At 64.3% G+C, this 26968-nt stretch carries 23 protein-coding genes; 6 read left to right on the forward strand and 17 right to left on the reverse strand.

Translation table 11 applies throughout. The features are described 5' to 3' along the window. Nucleotides 1-68 precede the first annotated feature (68 nt). Genes B4394_RS11890 through B4394_RS11900 form a run of 3 tightly spaced genes read left to right on the forward strand, consistent with a single transcriptional unit; the run spans nt 69 to nt 4653 of the window. Nucleotides 69-1397 carry a GlnX family signal transduction membrane protein gene (locus tag B4394_RS11890; protein ID WP_078315151.1) on the forward strand — a complete coding sequence of 443 codons (1329 nt, stop codon included), beginning with the start codon at nt 69-71 and terminating at the stop codon, nt 1395-1397. Beyond that, nucleotides 1394-2377 carry a glutamate ABC transporter substrate-binding protein gene (locus tag B4394_RS11895; RefSeq protein ID WP_078307683.1) on the forward strand — a complete coding sequence of 328 codons (984 nt, stop codon included), beginning with the start codon at nt 1394-1396 and terminating at the stop codon, nt 2375-2377. The genes B4394_RS11890 and B4394_RS11895 overlap by 4 nt, the downstream gene beginning before the upstream one ends. Then, nucleotides 2377-4653 carry a serine/threonine-protein kinase PknG gene (locus B4394_RS11900; RefSeq protein ID WP_078315188.1) on the forward strand — a complete coding sequence of 759 codons (2277 nt, stop codon included), beginning with the start codon at nt 2377-2379 and terminating at the stop codon, nt 4651-4653. The genes B4394_RS11895 and B4394_RS11900 overlap by 1 nt, the downstream gene beginning before the upstream one ends. Here B4394_RS11900 and B4394_RS11905 read toward each other — a convergent pair. The 5 genes from B4394_RS11905 to fgd are packed head-to-tail and all read right to left on the reverse strand — an operon-like array spanning nt 4642 to nt 12266. Beyond that, nucleotides 4642-5760 carry an acetate kinase gene (locus B4394_RS11905; RefSeq protein ID WP_078315152.1) on the reverse strand — a complete coding sequence of 373 codons (1119 nt, stop codon included), beginning with the start codon at nt 5758-5760 and terminating at the stop codon, nt 4642-4644. The two genes, B4394_RS11900 and B4394_RS11905, sit on opposite strands and share 12 nt — an antisense overlap. Continuing rightward, complete coding sequence (gene pta, locus B4394_RS11910) at nt 5757-7844, reverse strand: phosphate acetyltransferase (protein WP_078315153.1); 2088 nt, start codon at nt 7842-7844, stop codon at nt 5757-5759. The genes B4394_RS11905 and pta overlap by 4 nt, the downstream gene beginning before the upstream one ends. Continuing rightward, the gene (locus B4394_RS11915) at nt 7841-10843 is read right to left on the reverse strand and encodes an alpha-mannosidase (protein ID WP_078315154.1); all 3003 of its coding nucleotides are present in this window, start codon (nt 10841-10843) and stop codon (nt 7841-7843) included. The genes pta and B4394_RS11915 overlap by 4 nt, the downstream gene beginning before the upstream one ends. 30 nt (nt 10844-10873) lie before the next feature. After that, on the reverse strand, nt 10874-11224 hold the full coding sequence (locus tag B4394_RS11920) for a PNPOx family protein (RefSeq protein ID WP_078307592.1): 351 nt from the start codon (nt 11222-11224) through the stop codon (nt 10874-10876). Nucleotides 11225-11252: 28 nt separating this feature from the next. Then, the gene (gene fgd, locus B4394_RS11925; protein ID WP_078307590.1) at nt 11253-12266 is read right to left on the reverse strand and encodes a glucose-6-phosphate dehydrogenase (coenzyme-F420); all 1014 of its coding nucleotides are present in this window, start codon (nt 12264-12266) and stop codon (nt 11253-11255) included. Nucleotides 12267-12334: 68 nt separating this feature from the next. Between fgd and B4394_RS11930 the strand changes: the two genes are divergently transcribed. Continuing rightward, the gene (locus tag B4394_RS11930; protein ID WP_078307588.1) at nt 12335-13066 is read left to right on the forward strand and encodes an MBL fold metallo-hydrolase; all 732 of its coding nucleotides are present in this window, start codon (nt 12335-12337) and stop codon (nt 13064-13066) included. Here B4394_RS11930 and B4394_RS11935 read toward each other — a convergent pair. The 9 genes from B4394_RS11935 to B4394_RS11975 form a co-directional block, all read right to left on the reverse strand. After that, nucleotides 13028-14386, reverse strand: coding sequence for an NtaA/DmoA family FMN-dependent monooxygenase (locus B4394_RS11935; protein WP_502688378.1), 1359 nt, complete (start codon nt 14384-14386; stop codon nt 13028-13030). The two genes, B4394_RS11930 and B4394_RS11935, sit on opposite strands and share 39 nt — an antisense overlap. Next, nucleotides 14371-15483: an LLM class flavin-dependent oxidoreductase gene (locus B4394_RS11940; protein ID WP_078307586.1), complete on the reverse strand. Its 1113-nt coding sequence runs from the start codon at nt 15481-15483 to the stop codon at nt 14371-14373. The genes B4394_RS11935 and B4394_RS11940 overlap by 16 nt, the downstream gene beginning before the upstream one ends. After that, complete coding sequence (locus B4394_RS11945; protein ID WP_078315189.1) at nt 15480-16520, reverse strand: LLM class flavin-dependent oxidoreductase; 1041 nt, start codon at nt 16518-16520, stop codon at nt 15480-15482. Before B4394_RS11945 ends, B4394_RS11940 begins: the two co-directional genes overlap by 4 nt. Before the next feature lie 89 nt (nt 16521-16609). Then, a complete protein-coding gene (locus B4394_RS11950; protein WP_078315190.1) occupies nt 16610-16804 on the reverse strand; it encodes a hypothetical protein in 195 nt (64 codons plus the stop codon). Between the two features lie 11 nt (nt 16805-16815). Then, nucleotides 16816-17580, reverse strand: coding sequence for a DNA polymerase beta superfamily protein (locus B4394_RS11955; protein ID WP_078307584.1), 765 nt, complete (start codon nt 17578-17580; stop codon nt 16816-16818). Between the two features lie 58 nt (nt 17581-17638). Continuing rightward, on the reverse strand, nt 17639-18133 hold the full coding sequence (locus B4394_RS11960) for a GNAT family N-acetyltransferase (protein ID WP_078315155.1): 495 nt from the start codon (nt 18131-18133) through the stop codon (nt 17639-17641). Nucleotide 18134: 1 nt separating this feature from the next. Continuing rightward, nucleotides 18135-19067, reverse strand: a complete 933-nt coding sequence (locus B4394_RS11965; protein WP_078315156.1) for an ABC transporter substrate-binding protein — start codon at nt 19065-19067, stop codon at nt 18135-18137. Then, nucleotides 19064-19825: an amino acid ABC transporter ATP-binding protein gene (locus B4394_RS11970; protein ID WP_078315157.1), complete on the reverse strand. Its 762-nt coding sequence runs from the start codon at nt 19823-19825 to the stop codon at nt 19064-19066. The genes B4394_RS11965 and B4394_RS11970 overlap by 4 nt, the downstream gene beginning before the upstream one ends. Next, nucleotides 19822-20703: an amino acid ABC transporter permease gene (locus B4394_RS11975; protein WP_078315158.1), complete on the reverse strand. Its 882-nt coding sequence runs from the start codon at nt 20701-20703 to the stop codon at nt 19822-19824. Before B4394_RS11975 ends, B4394_RS11970 begins: the two co-directional genes overlap by 4 nt. Before the next feature lie 123 nt (nt 20704-20826). Between B4394_RS11975 and B4394_RS11980 the strand changes: the two genes are divergently transcribed. Further along, nucleotides 20827-21222 carry a PPOX class F420-dependent oxidoreductase gene (locus B4394_RS11980; RefSeq protein WP_078307573.1) on the forward strand — a complete coding sequence of 132 codons (396 nt, stop codon included), beginning with the start codon at nt 20827-20829 and terminating at the stop codon, nt 21220-21222. Here the strand turns inward: B4394_RS11980 and B4394_RS11985 are convergent. Next, nucleotides 21219-21839, reverse strand: coding sequence for a TetR/AcrR family transcriptional regulator (locus B4394_RS11985; RefSeq protein WP_078307571.1), 621 nt, complete (start codon nt 21837-21839; stop codon nt 21219-21221). The two genes, B4394_RS11980 and B4394_RS11985, sit on opposite strands and share 4 nt — an antisense overlap. Nucleotides 21840-21935: 96 nt before the next feature. On the opposite strand from B4394_RS11985, the gene B4394_RS11990 reads away from it, so the two are divergent. After that, nucleotides 21936-23441 (forward strand): carotenoid oxygenase family protein, encoded by a 1506-nt coding sequence (locus B4394_RS11990; RefSeq protein WP_078315159.1) that lies wholly within the window; start codon nt 21936-21938, stop codon nt 23439-23441. Nucleotides 23442-23456: 15 nt separating this feature from the next. Here B4394_RS11990 and B4394_RS11995 read toward each other — a convergent pair whose 3' ends face one another. Together B4394_RS11995 and B4394_RS12000 are read right to left on the reverse strand one after the other, a co-directional pair. Next, nucleotides 23457-26450, reverse strand: coding sequence for an MMPL/RND family transporter (locus tag B4394_RS11995; protein ID WP_078315160.1), 2994 nt, complete (start codon nt 26448-26450; stop codon nt 23457-23459). Nucleotides 26451-26460: 10 nt separating this feature from the next. Further along, a complete protein-coding gene (locus B4394_RS12000; RefSeq protein WP_078307565.1) occupies nt 26461-26934 on the reverse strand; it encodes a hypothetical protein in 474 nt (157 codons plus the stop codon). Between the last annotated feature and the right edge of the window lie 34 nt (nt 26935-26968).

Genomic DNA, 26968 nt, shown 5'->3' on the forward strand with positions numbered 1-26968 from the left:
AGTAGAGCCACCAAAGGCTAAATATGCTCTTAGACTTTCCATTAAGGCCGGGGAGAGGAAGGTAAGAGGTGACTGTCGGGACGACGCGGTTAGCGCACCCGTCGACCGAGCCCGTCGGCGCGACCACACCGGTCGTGCCGGCTCATCCGTGGTGGTGGTTTCTCAAGTCCACACCCGGCAAGATTCTGATGCTCGGTATCGTCCTGGCCACCGCTGGTGTGCTGTCCGCGGTGGCCACTTCGGCGAGCGTGCAGAACCGGCAACTCGCCCTGAGCACGGTGCTCAACCACACTGAACCCTTGGCCTACTCGGCCGGACAGCTGTACAGCACCCTGTCGGTCGCCGATGCCGCCGCGACCACAGCGTTCATCGCGGGCACCGAACCTCAGGGTGTTCGGGAACGGTATGAGCAGGCGATCACCGATGCCTCGACCGCACTCGTCGCCGCTTCCAGCGGTCTGACCGACAGACCGATGCAGGAGCTGCTGAGCCGGATCAACGCCGAACTGTCGGTCTACACCGGATTGGTCGAGACCGCGCGCACCAACAACCGGGCAAGCAATCCCGTCGGCGCCTCGTATCTGAGTGAGGCGTCCGCGCTGATGCAACACACGATCCTGCCCGACGCGCAGCTTCTCTACGAGGAGACGTCCAATCGGGTCGACCAGGAGACCAGTGCGTCCACCCGGGTGCCCTTCCCTGTCATCGTCATCGTGCTGGGCACCATGATCGGCGGGGTCTTCGGCCATCGCTGGTTGTCCAAGAAGACTCGGCGCATGGTCAATCCCGGCATGCTGGCCGGTGGTGCCGCGCTACTGCTTATGGTGGTTTGGGTGGGTATCGCATTGGCCGTCTCAGCCTCCCTGGGCACCGATGCGCGCAATGGCGGCGCTCATTCGCTGAAAACCATCACCCAACTGGTCATCTCGGCCCAGCAGGCACGTGCCGACGAGACCCTTGCCCTCATCCGTCGCGGCGACGAGAACGTCCGCAAGAAGTCGTACTACGACCGCATCGACGAGATGGAACGCAAGATCGACGAATACCTGAAGAGTCCGGATGCCATCGCCCGAGCAGACCTGGAGCGGGCGCAGCAGCTGCTCACCAGGTGGCGACTGGCGGATGACCGGATCAACGCCTATATAGGCGTCGGCAACTACCAAGCCGCGACCCAGGTGGCTCTGGGCAGCAGTGAATCAGACTCGACGCCGGCCTTCGACAGTCTCGACGCGGCACTGCGCAACGGTGTGCAGGACAGCCGGCGTCAGCTCCGCTCGGGTGTCCTCAACGCCGAGCGCGCCTTGACCTTGTCCTCGGCGGGAGCGTTGATCCTCTCGGTGGGCGGTGCGATCTGCGTGGGAGTCGGCCTGTGGCCGAGGCTGAGCGAGTACCGATGAGCGGCGAAGTGACGCGGGGCAAGGCACGCAGGCTGGCGGCGCTGGCGGTCATCGCCACCGTGCTGGCCGGATGCACGACGCCCGAGAATTCCACCCCGTTGCCGCAACTCACCGTGCCGAGGCCAACCCCGGCAGAGATGACCGAACAGGAACCCAACCGGGCGCTCCTGGACAAGGTGGACACCTCATGTGACCCAACCGCGAGCCTGCGGCCCACCAATGACAGGGCCGCCAATGACGATGCGGTCGCGGCGATCCGCAAGCGTGGCCGGCTCATCGTCGGGCTGGACATCGGAAGCAACCTCTTCAGCTTCCGCGACCCGATCACCGGTGAGCTGACTGGATTCGACGTCGATATCGCCGGAGAGATCTCCCGCGATATCTTCGGCACCCCCGAGCGGGTGGAGTACCGGATCCTGTCCTCGGCGGATCGCATCGCCGCACTGAAGAACTCGACCGTCGACATCGTGGTGAAGACCATGACGATCACCTGCGCACGGCGCAAGGAGGTCAACTTCTCGACGGTCTACCTGATGACGTACCAGCGGATTCTGACCTCACGCGATTCGGGTATCACCAACGCGCAGGACCTCTCCGGCAGACGTGTGTGCGCCGCGCGCGGCACCACCTCCCTGAACCGGCTCTCGCAGATCACGCCGCCCCCGGTCATCATGTCGGTGGTGACGTGGGCGGATTGCCTTGTGGCACTGCAGCAGCGGCAAGTCGATGCGGTGAGCACGGACGACTCGATCCTCGCCGGCCTGATGTCCCAAGACCCCTATCTCCATATCATCGGGCCCAACATGAGCGATGAACCGTATGGGATCGGCATCAGGCTCGAGAACACCGATCTAGTCCGGTTCGTCAATCGCACCCTCGAGCGCATCCGGCGTGATGGAACATGGAATGCCTTGTACCGCAAATGGTTGAGCGTGCTCGGGCCCGCACCCGCACCTCCGAGCGCAAGGTACCGGGACTGATGAGTGAAGATCCCGATGGCCAGGAAGACGAACCGGCCAACAACGCACCCGAGGACGAGGGCCCCGGGACGCGGCCCGCATCCCTCGCGGACCTAGACGCCGACTCCGCCTCCACGATGCGGCCCATGGCCACTCAGGCCGTGTTCCGCGCACCGGACTCCACTCAGCCCACGACGCAACCCACCACCCAGCCCGAGGCCCGCGCCACCACCACCCGGGTTCGGCTCTCCCCCACCCGCCGTCTCGGTGGCGGACTGGTCGAGATCCCCCGCGTTCCGGAAATCGATCCGCTGGCCGCCTTGATGACCAATCCCGTTGTCGAGGAATCCAAACGGTTCTGCTGGAACTGCGGTAAACCGGTGGGGCGGTCAACGGACAGCAGCCCCGCGCAGAGCGACGGCACCTGCCCGGCCTGCGGCTCCACCTTCTCCTTTCTGCCACAACTGAATCCGGGCGACGTGATCGCCGGACAGTACGCCATCAAGGGCTGCATCGCCCACGGTGGTTTGGGGTGGATCTACCTCGCGGTGGATCGCAATGTCAACGACCGGCCGGTGGTGCTCAAGGGCCTGGTGCACTCCGGTGACGCCGAGGCACAGAACATCGCGATGGCCGAGCGACGCTTCCTCGCCGAGGTGGCGCATCCCTCGATCGTGAAGATCTTCAACTTCGTCGAGCACCCGGACCAGCACGGGAATCCGGTTGGGTACATCGTGATGGAGTACGTCGGCGGCACCTCGCTCAAGCAGCCCAAGGGCAGCGCCCTTCCTGTCGCACAGGCCATCGCCTACATGCTGGAAATCCTTCCCGCACTGGGATTTCTGCATTCTGTCGGACTTACCTACAACGACCTCAAGCCCGAGAACATCATGATCACCGAGGAGCAACTCAAACTCATCGACCTGGGTGCGGTGGCCTCGCTGAACGCCTACGGCAACCTGTATGGAACTCCCGGCTACCAGGCACCCGAGATCTCCAAGACCGGCCCAACCGTCGCCTCGGACATCTACACGGTGGGGCGGACCCTCGCGGTGCTGACCCTGAGGATGCCCACCCGCAAGGGCCGATACAAGGACGGTTTGCCGGACGAAGACCCGGTGCTCACCAAATACGACTCCTACCACCGGCTCTTACGCCGCGCCATCGATCCCGATCCCGCCGCACGGTTCGGCAGTGCCGAGGAGATGGTCACTCAGCTGGTGGGGGTGCTTCGCGAGGTAGTGGCTCTGGACTCGGGCACGCCACGGCCGGGTATGTCCACGCTGTTCAGCCCGTCCCGCTCGACGTTCGGGGTTGACCTACTGGTGGCGCACACCGACGTGTACGTCGATGGGCTGGCCCATCCGCCCAGCCTGACAGCGCCGGATATCGTGACGGCCCTTCAGGTTCCACTTCTGGATCCCACCGATGTGGGCGCCGCGATCCTGCAGGCAACCGTGCTGAGTCAGCCTATCCAGACCCTCGAATCACTGAAGGCCGCGCGCCTGGGCCGGATCGACGCCGACGGCGTGGATCTGACCGAATCGATGGAGCTACCGCTGATGGAGGCCCGTGCGCTTCTGGATCTGGGCGATGTCGCCAAGGCCAACAGCAAGCTCGATCAGCTCGAAGACCGAGTGGGCACACCGTGGCGACTGACCTGGTACCGCGGCATGGCGGCACTTCTCAACGGCGACTACGACCAGGCCACCAAGCATTTCACCGCCGTCCTGGACTACCTGCCGGGCGAGATCGCCCCCAAGATGGCGCTGGCGGCGACTGCCGAACTTGCCAGTGACGAGAAGAATCTCGACTTCTACCGCACCGTGTGGTCCACCGACAACAGCGTCATCTCCGCGGGCTACGGGCTGGCCCGCACCCTGGCCGCACGCGGGGAACGGGCCGAAGCGGTGCGCATGCTCGACAACGTGCCCCCCACCTCGCGCCATTTCACCACCGCGCGCCTCACCAGTGCTGTCACGCTGTTGTCCGGCCGCACCCTCTCAGAGGTCACCGAGGACGATATCCGCGAGGCGGCGCGCAGGGTCGAGGCATTACCCGAGACGGAGCCGCGCGTGCTGCAGATCAGGGCGCTGGTGCTCGGGACCGCACTGGACTGGATCAAGACCAATCATTCAACGGGACACCACATCCTGGGTGTTCCGTTCACCAAACGCGGCCTGCGCCAGGGTGTCGAGAGAAGCCTGCGGGCACTGGCACGCCGCGCTACCGAACGCGCCCACCGCTACGCGCTGGTCGACCTTGCCAACTCCACGCGCCCGACATCACTGCTTTAGAGCCGCCCCCACCGCCGCCCTGGCGATGGCCAGTTCCTCGTTAGTGGGCACCACCAGCACCGTCACCCGTGAAGCATCGGTGGAGATGCGGCGAATATCGCTGGATCTCACCAGGTTTCGTTCGGAATCAATCTCTATGCCGAGCACTTTGAGTCCGGCCATGGCATCGGCGCGCAGCACCGCATCGTTCTCACCCACCCCGGCGGTAAACGAGATGACGTCGGCGCCACCCAATGTCGCGATGTAGGCGCCGATGTACTTGCGGAGCCGATGTACGTACACGTTGTAGGCGAGCTGAGCCGCGCCATCCCCGGCCTCAATCAGGCGATGAATCTCGCGAAAATCGTTGGCACCGCACAGCCCGAGCATGCCCGAGCGGCGGTTGAACACTGTGTCGATCTCGTCGATGCTCATGCCATGGCGGGCCAGATGGAACACGATGCCCGCGTCGATATCACCGGTGCGGGTGCCCATCACGAGACCCTCGAGCGGCGTGAGCCCCATCGAGGTTTCCACGGCGCGGCCGTGCAGGATCGCCGATGCCGATGCCCCATTGCCCAGATGCAGCACGATCTGGTTGATCTCGGCGTACCCGCGCCCCAGGAAGCCGGCCGCCTGCTGGGACACATACTGATGCGAGGTGCCGTGGAATCCGTAGCGCCGCACGCCATAGCGCTCGGCCACCTCACGATCGAGCGCGTACGTGGCAGCCGCGGGCGGCAGGCTATAGAAGAACGCGGTGTCGAACACCGCCACCTGCGGCACATCGGGAAGCAGGCGGCGAGCGACCTCGATGCCCTGGACACCCGCCGGGTTGTGCAGGGGCGCCAGTGAGGATAGCTCGGCGATCTGCGCGACCACCGCATCGTCGAGCACCCTCGGCTCATGGAACTTTTGTCCGCCGTGCACCACCCGGTGGCCGACCACTTCCACATCGTCGGTGTTGATGGAGTCGAAGACGAGCCGCAGTGCCTCTTCGTGATTACGGACGGGTTCCTCGCCAATGCGCTCCACCAGCCCGTGGGCATCCACCCGGCCCGAATCCGGTTCGATGAGCTGATATTTCACCGAGGACGAGCCGCAGTTGAGAACGAGCACCGCACTCATCGGGTCAGATCCTGTGCCTGGATCGCGGTGATGGCGACGGTGTTGACGATGTCCTCCACCAGTGCCCCACGGGACAGGTCGTTGATGGGCTTGCGCAACCCCTGCAGGACCGGCCCGATGGCGATGGCACCGGCACTGCGCTGCACGGCCTTATAGGTGTTGTTCCCGGTGTTGAGGTCCGGGAAGATCAGCACCGTCGCACGTCCGGCGACCGGGGAGTCGGGCATCTTGGTGGCCGCCACCGAGGGCTCCACCGCCGCGTCGTACTGGATGGGCCCTTCCACCAGCAGCTCGGGCTGCCTGGCGCGCACCAGTTCGGTGGCGACGCGCACCTTTTCGACCTCGGCACCGCTACCGGAGGTTCCCGTCGAGTAGGACAGCATCGCGACCCGCGGGTCGATACCGAACTGTGCGGCCGTGCGCGCCGAGGAGATGGCGATATCGGCCAACTGCTCGGAGGTCGGGTCGGGCACGATGGCGCAATCGCCGTATGCCAACACCCGGTCGGCCAGGCACATCAAGAAGATGCTGGACACTGTAGAAACACCGGACGTCGTCCTTATGATTTCGAACGCTGGCCTAATCGTATGCGCGGTGGTGTGCGCCGCACCCGAGACCATGCCATCGACGATGTCGTTGTAGACCAGCATGGTGCCGAAATATGAGACGTTGCGCATGATCTCGCGCGCCCGATCGGCCGTCATGCCCTTGTGCTTGCGCAGCTCGAAATACTGGCCCGCGAACTGCTCGGCGAGCTCGCTTGTCTTGGGGCTGACGACCAGGGCGTTCGAGATATCGACACCGAGCTCGGCAGCACGGGAACGAATTTCGGCCTCTTCACCCAGGATCGTCAGATCAGCGACCTGACGTTGCAGCAGCCGGCCCGCCGCCTTGAGAATCCTGTCGTCGTCGCCCTCGGGCAGCACAATGCGCTTGCGGTTATCCCGCGCCCGGTCCAGCAGCTGATACTCGAACATCTGCGGTGTGGTGACAGACGGTATCGGGATGGCAAGCTGCGCGATGAGATCTGCGCCGTCGACATGCCTGTCCATCAACGCGAGCGCGGTGTCGATCTTGCGGGCGGAGGCGGCGGTCACCCGGCCACGGGCATGCGCCGCCGCACTCGCGGTCTCGAACGTCCCCGAATCCGTCGCGATGATCGGCAGCCTCAGTCCGATACCGTCCACCAAGTCGGCGATCCTCGGATGCAGCTTGAGTCCGCCGTTCAGAATGATGGCGGACAGCGATGGAAATCCCTCCGCCACATGAGCACTGGCCACCGCGAGCAACACATCAGAACGGTCCGCGGGGAAGATGACGGCTTGCCCCTCCTGCAGTCGTTCCAGGCAATGCTCGGCCGTCATGCCCGCGACCATGAAGCTGGTGGCCTCACGTGACATCAGCGCCTCGTCACCGCTGACCAACGAGCCGTTGACCGCCTTCATGAGTTCTTCAACCGACGGCGAGAACAATAGCGGCACCTCGGGCAGCACCCAGGCCGGCTTGTCGAACCGCGACAACGCCTGGCGCACCTCGGGCAGCTGATCGGGGTCACACCGGTTGGCGACAATGGCCGCGGTGTGCGCACGCTGCGCCTTGAGCTCTCCGAGGCAGACCTCGGCAAGAGCCGCTATCTCCTCGGGAGTCCGATCGAATCCCTTGATGGTCAACAGGACCGGGGCACCGAGATTGACGGCGATGCGCGCGTTGGTGCTCAGCTCGCTGGGACTGGCGACATCGGTGTAGTCACTACCGACAATCACCACGGCGTCGCAGCGCTCCGCCACCGAGTGGTATCTGTCGACGATCGCGGCGATCGCCGCGTCCGGATCCTGGTGCAGATCGTGGTACGAGACGCCGAGACAGTCCTCATACGCGATGTCGGCGGTGCTCTGCTCCAGCAGCAGTTCCAGGATGTAGTCCACACTTTCCCCGGACCGCGCGATCGGGCGGAATACACCCACGCGCGCCACCGTGGCGGCCAGCCGATGCATCACACCCAGTGCGACGGTGGACTTTCCGGTGTCGCCTTCGGGCGAGGCAATGTAGATACTCGATGCCTTCAATCCTCTAGCCTCGGTCATGCGCGCCTTTCTACGCCGGGAAATCGCAGCGTCAAGATCTTGAACGGTCGGAGTGTCAGGTGCATCGCCTCACCGTCAAAACTGACGACACCGGCTGCGTCGGAGGGTTCAACGGAACGCTCCAGCAGGTCGGTGACGAGCGCCCGTTGATGGTCGAAGTTCGTCAGGAGTGTCGTCTCGGCCCGTCCGCCGCGCGACTCATACAACCGCACGATCACATCGCCGGAGCCGTCCAGCGCCAGCTTCACCGATTCCACCACGACGGCCGGGTTATCCAAGCTGACAAGCGGTTCGATGTTCCGCACGGCGCCGCCGACAACGCGCGAGGCGAGGTTGCGCCGGTATCCCTGCTCGACGGCGTCGCCGATCATCGCGGCCGGCCGCACCGAGAACTTCAGGCGGTGATGCCCTTGGTCGCAATCGGGATCTGGGAACAGCGGGGCGCGCAGCAATGACATCCGCACGACGGTGGTGGAACCACGACGGCTGATGTCGTGCCCGTAGGTGGAATCGTTGGCCACCGCCACCCCGTAGCCGGATTCGCCCACATGTACCCAGCGGTGCGCGCATATCTCGAACTTGGCTTCGTCCCATGAGGTGTTGGCGTGCGTGGGCCGATACACATGGCCGAACTGAGTTTCCGATGCCGACCGGTCGGCCTGCACATCGAAGGGGAAGGCCAGCTTGAGCAGCTTTTCGGTCTCGTGCCAGTCGATGTCGATGTCGATGTCCAGTGCGGGCGACTCGTCCTGCAATGTTATCCGTTGCACCACATGCGAATTCCCGAATGTCCGTTCGATGACCAGCGCACCGTCCACGACGGTGACCGAGTCCGCCGACGTGAGATGGGTGACGGTGTTCCGGTAGAAGCCGTCGATATCCCAGGCGTCCCATTGGTTCGGCGTATCACGATGCAACTGCAGCAGATTCCCGGGTGCGGCCATGGCCTCCCGGCCGGTGGCAGCGTCGACGAGCGAGACCAATAGCCCGTCGGCATCGAAGGTGGCGGCGAGAATCCCGTTGTCCAGCAGGAATCCTCTCCCGGTCTTCGCGGGAGCGACCTGCCGCGGCTCGTTGACGGCGGCAGCGCCCAGGGCGGGCACCCCGTCGCGATCGTGCGGCGCGGCATTGAAGATCAGCCTGTGGTCACCCTTACCCGCCAGGGCCCGTGTCGCCGACTCGATGATGGTTTCGAGTCTTTTCGCGATGGCCGCATAGTTCCGCTCGGCGTCGCGGTGAACCCAGGCTATGGAGCTGCCGGGCAAGATGTCGTGGAACTGCTGCAGCAGCACCAGCTTCCAGATCTCGTCCAGCTCGACGTACGGGTACTCAAAGCCGGTGCGCACCGCGGCCGTGGCCGCCCACAGCTCGGCCTCCCGCAACAGATGCTCGCTGCGACGGTTGCCCTGTTTCGTATTCGCCTGCGAGGTGTAGGTGCCGCGGTGCAGCTCCAAATAGAGTTCACCGGACCAGCGCGGTGGGTTGACGTACTCGGCTTGAGCGGCGGCGAAGAACTCTGCCGGGGCCCCCAGGGACACCGTTGGGGAACCTTCCAGGGAACGTTTTCGCGTGGCATAGGCCAGCATTTCCCGTGTGGGGCCGCCGCCACCGTCGCCGTAGCCGAAGGGCACCAGCGACATGGTGCCCGCACCGGAGTCGCGATAGTTGCGCTGGGCATGGGCGAGGTCGCCGCCACCGAGGTCGGAGTTGTAGGTGTCGACGGGCGGGAAATGCGTGAACACCCCGGTGCCGTCGATCCCCTCCCAGATGAAGGTGTGATGCGGCATCCGGTTCACCGAGTTCCAGGAAATCTTCTGTGTCAGAAAGTATTCCGAACCTGATGCAGCAACAATCTGGGGCATGGCCGCGGAGTAGCCAAACGAATCGGGCAGCCACACCTCCGGGGTGTCGATCCCGAACTCGTCGAGGAAGAACTGCTTGCCCGCCACGAACTGGCGTGCCATCGCCTCCGCCCCGGGCATGTTCGTGTCGGCCTCCACCCACATGCCACCCACCGGAATGAACTGTCCCGCAGCGACCTTCTCCTTGATACGGGCGAACAGCGTGGGGTACGTGTCCTTGATCCACGCGTACTGCTGCGCCGAGGAGCAGGCGAAACGGAAATCGGGATGCCGGTCCATGAGGTCGACCATGTTCGAGAAGGTCCGCGCGCACTTGCGGACCGTCTCACGCACCGGCCACAACCAGGCGGAGTCGATATGGGCGTGCCCGACAGCGGTGATCCGATGGGCACTGGCATATGCGGGGCGCGCCAGCACCTCGGCAAGTGCGGCACGTCCGGCGGCCGCGGTGCCCGCGAGATCATCGGGATTCACCGTGTCCAGCGCGCGTTCCAGGGCGCGCAGGATCTCGTGGCGACGGGGCAGATCCTCGGGGAGCGTGTGCATCAGCCCGTCGAGGGTGGCGATGTCCTGTTGCAGCCCCCATAGGTTCAGGTCACGTAACGCGAGATCGATACCACCCAACCGATACAGCGCCTCGTCGCCGGAGGTGGCCTTGTCTCCCAACGGCATTGGTGACCAGAAGTGCTTACCGATGTCCGGGTTGGCGGCGGCCTCGATGTAGAAGTCCACCGGGGCAGCCGGATCGTCGATGGGCACGAACGCGTTGCGCGGCGCGATGCCCTTCACCACGGTGCCGTCGGGCCGGTACACCAGCCCCTCGGCGTTGAAACCCGGCCCTCCGGTGAACCCGAGTTCCACCCTCATCTCCGGGGCACCCTCGGAGCGACCGCGCCACTGTTCCGGAACGGTGCCCGTCACGTGCAGCCACATCGTCGACCACGGTGGTCCCCATGGCGTCCCGGGGGTGATCTCGGTGAAGTCCTGTGTCACCGCCTCGGCGAACGGCACGGGCTCCCCGGGCACGGCCCACGCCGTCAGCGTCAGCGGTGCCGAATCCACATAGACGGCACTGTTCAGGCGCTTGTCGACAAAACGCCGGATGCGGTCCTCAACGATTCGCCGGTCGTCATGCATGAACTGACCCTATCGGCTAACTATTTCGCTCTAGGCACTCTCGCCCAGACGGACGGTCACCGTCACGCGGCCACTGTCGTCTTTTCTCGCGATTCCGTAACCGGGCACGTCAACGCCATTGAGCCGGAGCTGCAGGGGCCTGCCTTCGCCGAGGAAGTTGCGCCACCACTTCTTGGTTTCGGGGATGCCGACCCAGATCACGATGTCGTCTCCCGAGCGCCAGTAGTTCACGGGCGTGCTGAAGATCTGCCCGGATCGGCGGCCGGTGTAGGTGACGACGGTGAAGTACCGGCCCGCCAGGCTGCGCAGCCCTGGCACGTTCAGCGCTATCACCGGCACGGTGTTGACCGCGTCGACAAAGCGTCGAAGTAGGGAACTCATCGGTGCCTAACGGTCTTCGCGCGAGCGCTCATCCCAGCTTCCGCAACCGGGGTTCGAGGTCGTTCTTGAACAGCTCCAGGAACCGCTTCTGGTCGTGACCGGGCGCGTGGAACACCAGGTGGTTCAGGCCCCAGCCCACGTAGTCGGCGACCTTGGCGACCGCCTCGTCCGGGTCGGAGGCGACGATCCAGCGCTTGGCGACCTGCTCGATGGGCAGCTCGTCGGCGGCACGTTCCATCTCGATGGGGTCGTGGATGCTGTGCTTCTGCTCGGGAGTCAGCGACAGCGGCGCCCAGAAGCGGGTGTTCTCCAGTGCCTTCTCTGGATCCGGGTCGTAGGAGATCTTGATCTCGATCATCCGGTCGATGTCGTCGAAAGATCTCGACGCAGCCTCTGCGCCTTCGTGGACGGCGGGGATGAGCTTGTCCTTGTACAGCTCCTCGCCCTTGCCGGAGGTGCAGATGAATCCGTCGCCGGCGCGTCCCGCGTACTTCGCGACGACGGCGCCACCCGCGGCGATGTAGACGGGGATGCCGTCCTCGGGCACGTCGTAGATGGCGGCACCCTTGGTGCGGTAGTACTCGCCCTCAAAATCAACACGCTCACCGGTCCACAGTTCGCGCATGAGCCGGACGGATTCGCGCAGCCGCGCGAAACGCTCCTTGAACTCCGGCCACTCACCGATGAACCCGGTGGCGATCTCGTTGAGCGCCTCGCCGGTGCCGACACCCAGGAAGATGCGGCCCGGGTACAGGCAGCCCATGGTGGCGAAGGCCTGGGCGGTGACGGCCGGGTTGTATCGGAATGTCGGGGTCAGCACCGAGGTACCGAGCTGTAGGCGCTGGGTGCGCTCACCCACGGCGGTCATCCAGGCCAGCGAGAACGGGGCGTGACCACCGTTGTATCGCCATGGCTGGAAGTGGTCGCTCACGGTGGCACTGTCAAAACCGTGCGACTCGGTGGCGACCGCCAACTCGACGAGCTCACGCGGCGCGAACTGCTCCGCCGATGCCTTGTATCCCAGCTTCAGTTCCCGTGCCATCCGCGCGCTCCTCGCCTCAATGTGAGTTCTCCAACCACCCTAACCAAACCCCGGATAGTCTCCTTTCCATGGTCGAGATCACCCAGGTCAGCGACGCCGTGCACGTAGTCAACGGGGAGGCGGTCAACTGGGTGATCGCCTCGGACAGCTCGGGAGTCACACTCTTCGATTCGGGCTACCCCGGAGATCGTGACGACGTACTGAAATCGATTGCGGCGCTGGGACACAAACCTCAAGACGTGCGCGCGGTGGTGCTCACGCACGGACATATCGACCACATGGGGACGGCGATCTGGTGGGCCGCCGAACATGGCGTCCCGGTGTATGCCCACAACGCCGAGTTGGGCAATGTGCGGCGCGATTACGTGGACCAGGCCGAACCCTTCAGGGTGGTACTGAATCTGTGGCGGCCCGGATGGCTGCCGTGGGTCATCCACGCGATGCGTCTCGGAGCCGGGGTCCGTGACGGCATTCCGACGGCTGCTCCGATCGGTCCCGAGCTCGCGGATCTGCCGGGCGCGCCCGTTCCCATCCCGACACCCGGGCATTCCGGCGGTCACTGCTCGTACCTGGTCGCCGGTCACGTGCTGGTGGTCGGGGACGCCATCATCACCGGGCATCCGATCGCGACCCGTTCGGGACCTCAGCTGCTGCCCGCACCTTTCACCAGAGACATGGAGCAGGCGCGGCGCAGTGCCGAGGCCCTTGCCGATGTAGACGCCGATGTGCTGGCTCCCGGGCATGGTCCGGCGTGGACGGGATCACTGCGCGACGCGGTCGAGATCGCCCTGCGCCAGTGAGGTGACGGCGTCGAGCCCGAGATGCTCGCGCAGGGTGTCACCCTGGTACTCGGTGCGGAAGGCGCCGCGCTCCTGCAGCAGCGGCACCACGGTGTCCACGAAGTCATCGAGGCCCGCGGGTGTCAGATGCGGGACGAGGATGAATCCGTCGCAGGCATCGGCCTGGATGTAGCGGTCCACCTCCGTAGCCACCTGTGACGGGGTACCGATGAACTGCTGGCGCGAAGTGACCTCTTTGATCAGCTCGCGGATCGACAGGTTCTTGGCCTCCGCGAGCTCCCGGTACTTGGCGGCAATCTCCCGCGGATCGCCGTGGCGAGCCTTGCCGCGGGTAATCGACTCGTCCCCGGTCGGCTCCACGTCCGGCAACGGCCCGTCCGGGTCGTACCCGGAGAGATCACGACCCCAGACCTGTTCGAGATAGGCCAGGGCGGTTTGCGGGCCCACCTGCTGGTCCCTGATATACGCCGCCTTCTCGATCGCCTCGTGTTCGGTATCACCGAGCACGTACGTGACGCCCGGAAAGACCTTGAGTTGATCCGGGTTTCGACCGTGCGCGACGGCACGAGCCTTGACGTCGGCGTAGTACTTCTGCCCCGCGGGAATCGAGGAGTGGATGGTGAACAGTGCGTCGGCGTGCTTGGCGCCGAAGTCCCGCCCGTCCGCGGAATCCCCGGCCTGCAGCAGCACCGGATGCCCTTGCGGAGACGTCGGTGCGGTCGCCACACCGCGGACGGTGAACTGCGGGCCCTTGTGGTTTACCGGGTGGATGTCGTTGTCCCAGCTGTCCCAGAATTCGCGGGCCACCGTGATGAATTCCTCAGCCCGGTGGTACCTGTCGGCGTGGTCCAGGAAACCGCCGCGCCGGAAGTTCTCACCGGTGAAGGCATCGGACGAGGTCACCATGTTCCAGCCCGCACGCCCGTCCGTCAGATGATCGAGCGAGGCGAACTGCCTTGCCACATTGAAGGGTTCGTTGAAGGTGGTGTTGATGGTCCCCACCAGTCCGAGCCGCTCGGTGACGGCGCCCAGCGCGGACAGCACCGTGAAGGTATCGGGCCTACCGACCACGTCGAGGTCATGAATCCGGCCCCGATGCTCGCGCAATCGCAGGCCCTCGGCGAGAAAGAAGAAGTCGAACAGTCCACGCTCGGCGGCGCGCGCCACATGCACGAAGGAGGTGAAATCGATCTGACTCCCCGACGCGGGATCGGACCACACCGTGGTGTTGTTGACCCCCGGAAAGTGTGCGGCGAGGTGAATCGGCTTGCGGTGCACACCTTCCCGGACCTGGGTGTCCGTCATCAGATCAGCCCCCATTCCTTGGCGATGAGTTCGTAGGACCTGCGCCGGTCATCGTGCCGGTGGGTGATGGAGGTGATCACGAGCTCGTCGGCACCCGTGACCCTGGCCAGCGTGTCCAGCCGCTCAGCGACCTGGCCTGCATCGCCGACGAATTGAGTGGCGATGCGATCCTCCGAATGACGGCGTTCCTCATCGGTAAGTGGTTGTGCACCATCGGGATCGGGGTACGGAATGGCTCCATTCCCCGACCGGATCGAGTGCACCCAGCGACCAAACGTACTGGTGAGGTGGGCAGCGGTGTGCTCGTCCTCGGCGGCCACAGCATCAGCCGAGACGATGACGTAGGGCTCGGCCAGCGCTTTCGACGGCCGGAACGCCTCGCGGTACGCCTGCACCGCCTCCAGGGTGGACCAGGGGGTGACGTGATAATTCGCCACGAACGGCAGACCACGCCGTGCCGCCACCAGAGCCGATTCGCCCTTGCTGGAGCCGAAGAGCCATAGCGGCAGATCGGCGCCCTCTCCTGGGCGGATATGCAGCGCAACACCTTCCGGGCTGACGTAGGTGCCGTCGAGGAATGCCAGGATATCGGACACCTGCTGGTCGAAGTCGGCGATCTGCGCGCCCGGCTGCTGGAGGGCGGCAACGGTGGCCCGCAGTTTTGGGTTGTCCTTGATGCCGAACTCTGTCGGCGCCTGCGGGATGAACAACCCGTCTACCTCATGTGCCGGTGCCGGTTCGGGCTTCTGCTCGTTTCCGGCGAGGCGGTCCCTGATGCGATGACCCGTGCGCCCGAGCCCAAGATCGATGCGCCCCGGGTAGAGCGCATCGAGGATGCCGAAGCTCTCCACGACTGCAGCGGCCGTAGTCGAGGCGATCTGAACGGCACCGGCACCCACCCGGATCCGTTGAGTGGCGGCGGCGATATGGGCGATGACCAGAGCGGGAACGGTGCTCGCCACCGAGACGAAATGATGCTCGGCGAGCCAGTATCGCCGGTATCCCCATTGCTCTGCGTGCTGGGCCAGGTCGATCGAGTTGCGCAATGCCGCCGTGGCGTCCGATCCTTCGCTGACCGGAGACAAGTCCAGAACCGAGAGCGGGACGTTCATGCCGACTTCCTTGCGTAGCGGTTGGTGGCGGTAGGCAGGCCGAGCCGATCGCGCAGCGTTCCGTTTTCATACTCGGCGCGGAACCCGTGATGGGCCTGAAGAAGGGGCACGAGTTCGTCAACTATGACCGGGACGTCCAGCGCATTGACCGCGGGACGCAGGCGTACACCGTCGATACCCCATTCGTGCCATTGGGCGATGAGTTCGGCCAGTTCGGGAGCCTGTCCTGTGAAAATTGCTGCATCCGAATGGAACTCATCCTCACGGCCGAATGAGACCACGAGATCCGCCAACACCTTGATGATGCGATGACCTGCTGTGTTGTGCAGGCGGGCGGGGATCTCGGCGGCCGAGGCCCCGTCATGGGGGGTGACGAAGACGACGTCGGCGTTCTTGGCGGCGAAGGCCTGCCCGGGGCGGCTGCGCGCCAATGCCGCGATCACGGATTGGCCCTGCGGGGACCTGGGCGTGATGGAGGGCCCCTTCACCGAGAAAAACCGGCCCTCGAAGTCGATGTAGTGCAGCTTGTCCCTGTCGATGAAGCGCCCCGTCGCCACGTCTCTGATCTCGGCATCGTCCTCCCAGCTGTCCCAGAGCCGTCGGACCACCTCAACGGAGTCGGCGGCCTCCTCCAGCAGATCTTGCAGCGGCAGCACCTTGGTGCGGCCGAACGCGTCGGCCTCTTCCCCGGTGTCGGCGATGGTTACCTGCCAGCCGGCGCGGCCGCCGGACACAATATCCAGGGTCGCAATCGATTTGGAGATGTGAAACGGCTCGTTGTGGGTGGCCGGCGCGGTGGGAATGAGCCCGATGTGGTTTGTCACTGGCGCCACCCGGGCGGCGGTGAGTATCGCGTCCAGACGCCCGCCACGTGTACGCGCGAACGAATCCTCGAACGTCACGAAATCCAGCAGCCCGCGCTCGGCGAGCTGCACCTGCTGGGTCCAGTACTTGCCGGTCAGGGGGCTACCGGCATGCTTATCCGCGTCCGGATGCCAACCGTGTCCGTCCAGAGCCAGGCCGAGCAATGTCGTCACGACCGGTTCAACGGCTACGACCGGCACAATGACGGCGTTAATCTCAGCCTGAGGAAAAGGGCCGCGGCGCTGTCTGCTTCGCAGTGGCCCTACTCGCCGAATTCCTCCTCGACGCGGGGCCGATAGTAGCTCCACGGCTGAAATCGTTCCGGACGCTGCGAGACCATCTCCGATAACAGGTCCAGCTGGTAACGCGCCTTGTCCGCATGCGGATCATTGTCGATCGCGTCCAGTGTCACCTTGATATCGGCGATCGCCTTGCGAATCTGCCTGGGCAGCTTCATATCCGGATCCACTATGCCTCCCAATGGCGCTGGTATGTCTGGACCAGCCAGTTGTCGATGATCACCTGGTCCGGCTGCTCGGGCAGATCCGCGGTCGCCGTCAGAGACTCCAAACGTGCCGTCACCTCGTCGAGCCAACCCAGCACATCGGGCAGCGTGTACTTACCCTGACGCACGTCAACCAACTGGCTCCGGTACGGCTGTGGCATGGGCAGAGTGATCCTGCCGTGCTCCATCAGCTCGATTCCCTGAATGCCGAGACGTAAGGCGTGATAAGCGAATTTGGTGTCGAACCCGTACCGCTCGATCAACTCGGGCCGATTGGTGCGACGCGAGAGGTCACCAGTCAGCCGCCTACGTTGGGAGTTCAGGTAGCCCAGAAATTTGCGGCCCGCCACGCGCGACAGGAACCGTTCGGGGTGCCGTTGCACGTCGTGTCCCACGTCGGTGCTGACCGTGAGCTCCTGATCGGGGATGAATAGCAGCAGCAGCACGGTCGGGTTGCCCGCGGCCGCGAGCCTCGCCCACTTGCGCAGTGAGTACACGACCAGGTCCAGGTCACCCGGTCCTGATCTGACACCCTCGGGTTGCGTCCGGAAGATGTACTGCTCGAATCGACGCAGACCGATCACGCATTCCGGGGGTTCGATGCACACGCCCATCTCGTCGCGATCATCGTCGCCCGTGGTGACGCCGTGCAGCCCAGAGCCCACCTGTCCGCGCAGGACGGTGTTCCCTTCGGCAATCAGACGGTGCTCATCACTGGAGTGCAACATGCAGCAGATTTCATCAGGAACGCCCTCACGTGGGCAACCGAAATTCGTTCCTGCCGAGTTAGGCCTCGAGGTCCTTCTCGAATGGGTGGATGCCAACCTCGTCGGCGGACAGGGTCTGGTCGTAGAGCGGTCGGTATCCCGCGGCGAGATACAGCGCCTTCGCTTCGGGCTGGCGCGGCCCGGTCGTGAGGTAGATGCGCCGGTACCCGCGGCTGCGGATCTCCAGCTCCAGCGCGCCCAGGGTGCGCACTGCCAGGCCCTGCCGACGGTGAGCGCTGGACGTCCAGATGCGTTTGAGCTCCGCGGTATCGGCGTCATAGCGCTGGAACGCGCCACCGGTCACGGCCACACCTGCTTGCAGTCCGATCAGCAGCCCTCCATCGGGAGCGCTGAAGTGGACGGCCGGATAGTTGACCAGGAACTCATGATGCTCGTCGAGTGTCCCGCCGTAGCGCGTGCTGTATTCCACCGCCAGCTCGGCCAGTAGCGGGGCGGCCAGCGGATCCTGCTGCTGGACCGTGACGAACTGCAGTAGGTCCTCACATGCCGTCATGTCATCCTTGCCTGGGTAGTCCGCGGGGATTGATCTCCGACGTGGCGACCGCCTCGCTTTCCAATCCCCAGCGCTGCAACACCTTACGATACGTGCCGTCGGCAATAGCGTGGTTGATGGCATCGGCGATTGGCCGCACCAGCCCGTTGTCCTTCTTGGTGAGCACCGCGATCTCGCCCTGCAGCGCCTCTCCCGCGCCGGAAAAGCTACCGATCAACTTGGTCTGCCCGGTCGCCTGGGAATGGAACACCGCCGTCGGGTTGGGACCCACATACGCATCGATGCGCCCCGACGCCAATGCCAGGTAGTAGCCGGTGGTCTGCTGGAAGTACTTCAGGTCTGCGGCCGGAAGACCCGCTGCGACATTCTGTTCGTTCCACTGCACCAGCAATGCTTCCTGGTTGGTGCCTGACCCGACGCCGATGGTCTTGCCCGCGATATCCCTGGCACCCTGGACCTTCCAGTCCAGGGATCGCCGGGCCTCAAAGGTGACGTTGTCCAAACGGTAGGTGGCGAAGTCGAATTTCTCCTTGCGCTCCTCGGTCACCGTCACATTCGAAATGAACGCGTCGACCTCGCCCGAGTCCACCTTGACGAAGTTCTGCGCCCAGTCCGCAGAACGCAGGTCGATGCGCAGTCCCAGAATGTCCGCCACCAGATAGGCGACATCGGTCTCGATCCCGATCATCGTCTTGTCGTCATCGGCGTAGAACCGCAGTGGCGGTGCGGAATTAGCATCTCCGGTGACAATCAGGGTGCCACGCTTGCGGACGGCATCGGGCACCTCGGCGGCGATGCCGTCCGCCTTCGCCGCACGCACCCGCTCCTGGTTCGGGCTCAGATTGAAGGGCGAGGATGCGCCCGGCTCCGCGCCCCCAGCACAACCGGTGAGCACAACGATCGCCGTGCAGAACAGCGCGATAAGCCCCCTCACGCGAGCACCTTCGACAGGAAGCCGATGGTCCGTGGATGTGATGGGTTGTCCAGCAGCTCTTCTGGCGGTCCCTGCTCGACGATGGCACCGTGATCCATGAAGACCACGGTGTCGGCGATCTCCCGGGCAAGACCAATCTCGTGCGTGACGATCACCAGGGTGGCACCGTCACGGGCCAGCTGGCGGATCACATCGAGCACCTCGGTGACCAGCTCCGGATCTAGCGCGGACGTGGGCTCGTCGAACAGAATCACTTTGGGCTGCAACGCCAAAGCACGGGCGATAGCCACCCGCTGCTGCTGGCCACCGGAGAGCCGGCGCGGATACTCCGCCAGCTTGTCGGCGACCCCCACCCGTTCGAGCAGCCGGGTCGCCTCGGCCACCAGTTCGGCGCGCGGCGCCCGCCGCGCCGCCAGTGGCGCCTCGATGACGTTCTCCAGCACCGTCATATGCGGGAACAGGTTGAAGTTCTGGAAGACGAAGCCGACCTGCGAACGCTGACGCAGAACGGCCCTTTCCGAGAGCTCGTAGAGCACCGATCCACGCTGCCGGTAACCGATGAGCTCACCGTCGATGCGGATGGTCCCGCCGTCCACCTTCTCCAGGTGATTCAGGGTGCGCAGCAGCGTCGACTTCCCTGAGCCCGAGGGCCCGATGATGACTGTCACCTCCCCCTGTCGCACAGTCAGATTCACATCACGCAGCGCAACCACCTGGCCGTAGGACTTGCGCACACCACGCACCTCGATGGTGCTCATCGGTGCGTTCCCCGGGCGTAATGCCGTTCGATGTAGTACTGCACGACGGTCAGCACCGAGGTGATGACGATGTACCAGACCGTCGCCACCATGAGCAGTGGCACCACGCGTCCGTTACGCCCGAAGATGACCTGCACCTGGTAGAAGAGATCGGCGATGGCCATGGTGGACACGATGGATGTGCCCTTCACCAAACTGATGACCTCGTTGGCGGCGTTGGGCATGACCGACCGCATGGCCTGCGGCAGCACGATCCGGAAGAACTGGCGGCGCCGGGGAATCCCCAGGGCCGCAGCGGCTTCCAATTGCCCCTCGTCGACGGACAGGATACCGCCCCGGATGATCTCGGCGAAATACGCGCCCTGGTGCAGGGTCAACCCGATCACGGCGGCGGTCAGACCGCTCAGCAGCTCATTGGTGTCGACGGTGATCAAGCCTGGCCCAAATGGGATTCCGAAGCTGATGCTGTCGTACAGGTAGGCGATGTTGAACCAGAACAGCAGCTGCACGATCAGCGGTATGGAACGGAAAATCCACACGTAGGTCCACGAGATGACCTTCAGAACGGGATTGTTGGACAGGCGCGCCGCCGCCAGCGCCACCCCCAGCACGAACCCCAGCACCGTGCCGTAGATGGTGAGCCGGATGGTCAACCATAGGGCCGCCAGCACCGACTTGGCGGTGAAGTACCGCGCGAATGTCGGCCAGTCCCACCCCGAGTTTCGCACCAGACCGTGCACGAACATGGCCACGAACAGCAGCGCCACGGCCGAGAGGATCCAGTTGCCCGGACGCGCCCGGCGCCGCACCCGCAGCACCGGCTCGGCGGCGTCATCCGACGCCCGGGCGCGCGGCGGCGCAGCGGGTGCCGATGTCATGCGGTCGAACCTAGGAACACCGACCAGTGCACAACAGTCTTTGGCTCCCGGCGAATCGAACGGCGGCCATCCGTCATGTCCGGCCGGGGAAGAATCCGCGCCGGCAGAGTGTTCAAATAGGTCATGCCAGAAATCCCCGCGGGCTTCGAAGATCTCCTGGAACAGCGCCTCTACGGTCACCTGGCCACGGTCGGTGGCGACGGTGGCGCGCAGTCCAGTCCGATGTGGTTCAGCTGGGACGGCGAACGGGTCCGGTTCACCCACACCAATAAGCGGGCCAAGTTCCGCAATATCCAGACCGAACCCCGCGTCGCCTTCTCGATCCTGGACCCCTCCAACCCGTACCGGTACCTGGAGGTGCGCGGCACCATCGACCAGATCGACGACGATCCGACAGGGTCCTTCATCCAAGAGCTTGCCCACCTGTACCAGGCGCCCTGGGCCGGGACGAGCACCGGTGACGAGGCAGACCGCGTCATTCTGTACCTGCGGCCCACCAAGTTCGTGAGCCACGGCTAGGCCAGCGGCCCCAGCAGGCGCATACACATGTCGGTGGCCTTGGCTCCCAGTTCACCGGCGCTGCACCTATTTTCATCGGCAAGCCAGTCCTCCATGAGGAGAGTGACGCCCCCAACGCCGAACACGGCGGCATCGAGCAGGGCAGGCTCCGGCTTGGACACCTCTGGCGCGATGGTCAGGAGTATCGCCCGCGCGACGCGGTGCTGAAGGCTTCGGCGTTTGGCGGCAAGTCCGGGATATCCGGCCAGGTCGGATGTCAGGATCCGCAGCACCGCCCGGTCCGCGACCGACTGCTCCAGGTACGCCGTGAGTCCCGCCGTCAGCTGCGCGTGGGGGTTGTCACCGGCCACCCGACCGGCTTCTGCCATCGACGCGAACAGTTCGGCGAACACGTCGTCCACGATCTGCAGAACCAAATCGCCGATTACCTCGAACTGCTCGTAGAAGTACCGATCGGTCAGCCGGGTCCGGGCACACACGCCCCGAACGGTGACCGCGGCCAGGCCCTTCTCACTCCACAGCTCACGGCCCGCACGCAGCAGGGCCACGCGCCGCTCATCTCGGCGCTGCTCTCGCGTCTTGCCACCGTACGTGCGGTGAATCTGACCGTTCGTCACGCGTAAACGCCCTTCGTCTTGACATAGGCAACCTACTCGCTAATGTTGAGGACACCCGTCATCAGAAACTGCCGACAATGCGGTCTAGGAGAGTTCATGACACTTGCGCCCGAGCATTCAGCCTCCGACACGGACTTCGAGGAGCTCGTCTCCCGGCCCTTCGAGTCCCAGCTGCGTGAATACGACTACGAGGTCACAGAGATCGACGGCACCCTGCCGCCCGCGCTGACCGGCACGCTCTTCCGCATTGGCCCTGGCAAGTTCGAGGTGGGCACCACCGTGCTGCGGACGATGTTCGATGCCGACGGCATGGTGTCCCGATTCATCCTGGACGGTTCCTCGGTCCGCTTCACTAACCGATATGTGCGCACTCAGCAGTTCCGGGACGGGCTGCAGCAGGGCCCGATGCGCAGACCCGGGATCACCACCCAGGTGCCCGGGAAGCTACTCGCCAACCTCCAGGTGCCGGCGAACACCGCGAACACCAACATCGTGTCGCTGGCCGGGGAAATGCTGGCACTCTGGGAGGGCGGCCCGCCACACCGGCTGGATCCCGATACCCTGGAAACGCTGGGCACCAACGACTTCAAGGGCAAGCTCGGGTATGTCGGCGCCTTCTCGGCACACCCGAAATGGGATCCTGTCACCGGCGAGATGTTCAACTTCGGCCTCGACGTCTTTCCCACACCACGACTGCGCTGCTACCGGGTGAGCCCCAGCGGTAAACTCTCGCAGATCAATTCGGTAACCCTGTGGGATATGGGCTGGAACCATGATTTCGCGCTGACCGAGAAGTACCTGGTCTTCGTGCTCGATCCGATTCGCCCCAACGTCGGCCAGCTGCTGCGCGGCAAGCGTTTTGACGAAAGCCTCGAGTACCAGCTGACCAATGGCAGTACCAAGTTCATTCTGGTGCCACGCGACGGGTCGAAGCCGCTCGTCATCGAACACGCCCCCCAGACTCATATCCATGTCACCAACGCCTTCCAGGACGGCCCCGATGCGGTGGTCGAATTCGTCAGATATGAAAGCCTCGAATTTTTACGACGAACACTGGTCTCCGCCATGGGACCGAAAGACCACCCGAATCCTCATCACCATCTGGTGATCCGCGAATGGCCGGACAGTCACCTGGTGCGCTTCCGTATCTCACCCAGCGGCAAGATCACCGAGGAAGTGGTGTCACAGTCCGCGAAAATCGAATTCCCGCAATATGACTGGCGCCAGTCCACTCGCAATCATCAGATCACCTATACGGCCGGGACGCTGGAACGCAAGGGCCACTACAACGGCATCTTCAAGTTCGACCATCGCACCGGCACCATGACACACTGCGACTTCGGGAAGGCCTCGGTGTGCGAACCCCTCTTTGTGCCGCGCGACAAAGACTCCGCACAAGATGACGGCTGGCTGCTCGCGGTCAATCACGATCTCGTGGAAAACCGTTCGCAACTAGTCATTCTCGATGCGCGTGATGTCGAGCGAGGTCCATTGGCGGTGGCGCACCTGACGCATCACTTGCCGATAGGGTTCCACGGCACATTTACCCGCCGGGTTGCCAATCCCGATGCGCCGCTGCCGCATCCGGAACTAGTGGCCTAGCGGGCCCGTGCCCGGTCACGCCTTGGAGGGCCACCAGCTCAGCTTGCCGAATGCCTGAGCAAGCGTCGGCACCATCAGGGTCCTGACGATGAAGGTGTCCAGCAGGATGCCCACCCCGATGATGAACCCCATCTGCACCATCTGATTGACCGACCCGACCATCATGCCCAGCAGGCTGGCGGCGAACACCAAACCGGCCGAGGTGATCACCGATCCGGTCTGACGCACGGTCCGGATGATGCCCAGCCGCATGCCCCGGGCGCTCTCCTCCCGCAGCCGCGAGATGAACAGCATGTTGTAGTCGGCCCCGACGGCCACAATCAGCACAAAGGTCATCGCCGGGACGGCCCAATCCAGCTGTTGCCCAAGGAGAACCTGAAACACCAGCACACCGATGCCCAGTGAGGCGATATAGGTGAGGAGCACCGTGCCCAGCAGATACAGCGGCGCCACCACCGCCCGCAGCAGCAGACACATCACCACGAAGATGATGAGCAGTGTGACCACGATGATCTCGCGCAGATCACTGTCGTAGGCCTTCTTCAGATCGGCGTTGATGGCAGGAAAACCGCCCACCGACACCGTGGCACCGGCCAGCGCGGTGTTGGGCGTGGCCTCGTTGCCGACGCGTTCCATGTCACGGCTCAGCTGCATCGCTTCGGGTCCATAGGGGTTGAGCGGCGACTGCACCAGATACATGGCGGTACGCCCGTCGTCCTGCAGGAAGGCCGAACTCAGCTCCTTGAATCCGGGATTCTGCAGCATCGCCCCTGGCACGGAGAATCCGGATGCCGCAGGAGAATTGGAGTCCTTGCCGATCGTCTGCAGGGTCACCGCGGCCTCGCCCATGGACCGCACGGTGTCCTCGAGTTGGGTGTTCAAATCGCGGATCCGCACGCCCATCGTCTTGACAGAGTTCATATCCACTCCCAGCCCCTTCAGCTGCTGGAAGTACCCCGATATGCGTTCGAATTTGCGTTCCATCTCGGGCAATTTCGCGAGCAATCCGCGAATCTGCTTGAACTGACTGTTCATATCACCCAGCAGCTGGGTAATCGTCTTGCCGCCGGTGACCGTCCGCACCGACTCTCGCAGGCTCTCCACCGACGAGAGCGGACCCGTGTCGCGCAGCGCCACCAGCTGATCGCGCAGCTTCACACAATCGGGCTGCACCGGGCAGAACGGGGATTCGGTGAGCGTCTGAGTCAACGACACCCCGGCATCGAGCGCCGAGAAGGTCGCCTCGACCGAGGGGCCCATCGTGGCCAGCTGATCCACCATCCCCGCCACCGTGCCCATCTGGGATATCAGCGACTGATACCGGTCAAGCTGCCCCTCAACCTCTTTGGCCATCGACAACATCTGCGGCATCATCTGCTGCATCCGGGCCAGATCCCCGTCGCCCAGCTCGTTGGTCATGGCCGACATGACATCGGCGAGCTGGGACATCCGTTCGAGCTGTGGCCGCAGGTCGGCGTTGACCTGTCCACTCGTCTTGTCGATCTGCGTTCCCATGTACCCGATCTGCCACGCCAGCGTGGCCTGGGTGAGCTTGTTCCCATCGGGCCGGGTGATGCCGACAACCTTCCCGACTCCCTTGAGCTGGGAGATCCGCTCGGCCATCTGGTCAAGATCGCCCAGCGCACGCGGATTGCGCAGATCCGAAGGCGCCTGGATCAGAAGGTATTGCGGCATCACCGAATTGGCTGGGAAATGGGCGTTCAGGATATGCATACCCTGGTTTGACTGGGCCGAATCGGGCAGTACCCGCGACATGTCGAAACTGGGTCGCATAAAGGGGACGAAGGACGCGGCCGCCAACAGGATCACGATGGCCACACCGAAGACGGGCCAGGGGTGCCGCACGACATTCACACCCATGCGGTGCCAATACACCCCCGCCCGATCAGGTCCCGGCAGTCCCAACCCGCGCGTGGCCGCCAGGCTCAGCGTCGCCGGCAGCAGCGTGGTGACCACGAAGAACGCGACGATCACACCCATGGACACCGCCGGACCGGCCGCAGCGAGGAAGGCCAGCTTGGCGGTCAACTGCGCGATGTTGGCGATCGCCACGGTCGCGGCCGTCGCCAGGATGACCCTGGTCATCGAGCCACAGGCATGCGCCAGGGCCTCCGGCGGCTCCTCCCCCGCACGTATTCGTTCGTGATACCGGCTGACCAGGAATACCGTGTAATTGACACTGGCCCCCATCAGCACGGCCATCATCAGTCCGGCAGATACCGAGGACACCGGAACCAGGCTCCGATCGGCGAGCCCGGCGATGACGCCGCGGGCGATGAGCAGGCTCATTCCCATCACCAACAGCGGCAGCATTGCGGTGAACCACGATCGGAACACCAACAACAGGATGAGACCGATGACCACCACGGTCACCGCACCGATCTTGGGCAGGTCACCCAGCGCGGCGTTACCCATATCGGTGATGGTGCCCGCCGCGCCAGTGATGTTCGCCGTAGTCCCCGATCCGGCGAAGGTCTGTTTCACCAAGTCATCGACAGATCGATATGACCTCTGCGCCAACGGAGTACCCAGATCCCCTGCCAACCCCGCCATGGCATACCAGGTGGTGCCGTCCTCGCTGAGGACCTGCTTACGCGCCACCGGGTTGTTACGCATCCGGGGATCGCCCAGCTGATCCTGGACGAAGGTGACGTACTCCTTGTTCCCGCCCAGCCGGTCGATCAGCGCGGAGTACCGGGCCTGTGCATCGGCGTCAAATCCCTTGTCGCTGTGCATCACGATGATGACGGCGTTGTCGATACCGGGGCGGCCGAACGCCTTTCCCATCTCCTTCATCGATGCCAGCGCCGGGCTCACCTCACCCGTCGGCAGCGGACTGACCGAGTGCTCGTTGGCCACCCGCTCCAGCTGCGGCCAGGCGGTATTGACAAGAACCCCGACCGCAATCCAGGCCAGTATCACCAACTTTGCGTGCTTGGCCACCAGGCGTCCCGCCCGCTCGAACGCCGGACTGTATTGGTGCGACATGGTCGGCTCCTCAGATCAACGGCGGGAAGGTGACACTGGGCATGCCCGGCACACCGGTCATCGGCATCACGGTGTAGCGCAGGGTGAAGGCTCCACCGAGGTCGTCGCCGACCACCAGCACGGTGTACTTGTTGTTGAGATAGGCGTCCTGGCCCATCACGGTTTGATGTTCGAATCCGGCGTCGGTCAGCAGCTTGCCCGCTGCGGCCGTGGCCGATGCGTCGACACCGCTGACCGCCAGGGTCCGAGAATCGCCTTCGCCGTCCTGGCGATAGGTTCCCTTGACGACCGGGATATCGCGCGGAAAATCCGCAGGCAGAACGCTGGCACCCGGAGGGGGCGGCGGAATGGGAGTGATCGGCGGATATGTGGTGCGCTCTACGGCGCCGCCCACGAAATCGGACATCGAGCAGGCAGTTACTGCCGTCGTCATGACCACTGCGGCAAACACCAGTACCGCGACATGAACGCTTCGTTGCGTCATGACGGGATACTACAAAGGAACTCCCAGGAGTGCT

It is taken from the genome of Mycobacterium sp. D16Q16, from assembly GCF_002013745.1.
GTDB lineage: Bacteria > Actinomycetota > Actinomycetes > Mycobacteriales > Mycobacteriaceae > Mycobacterium.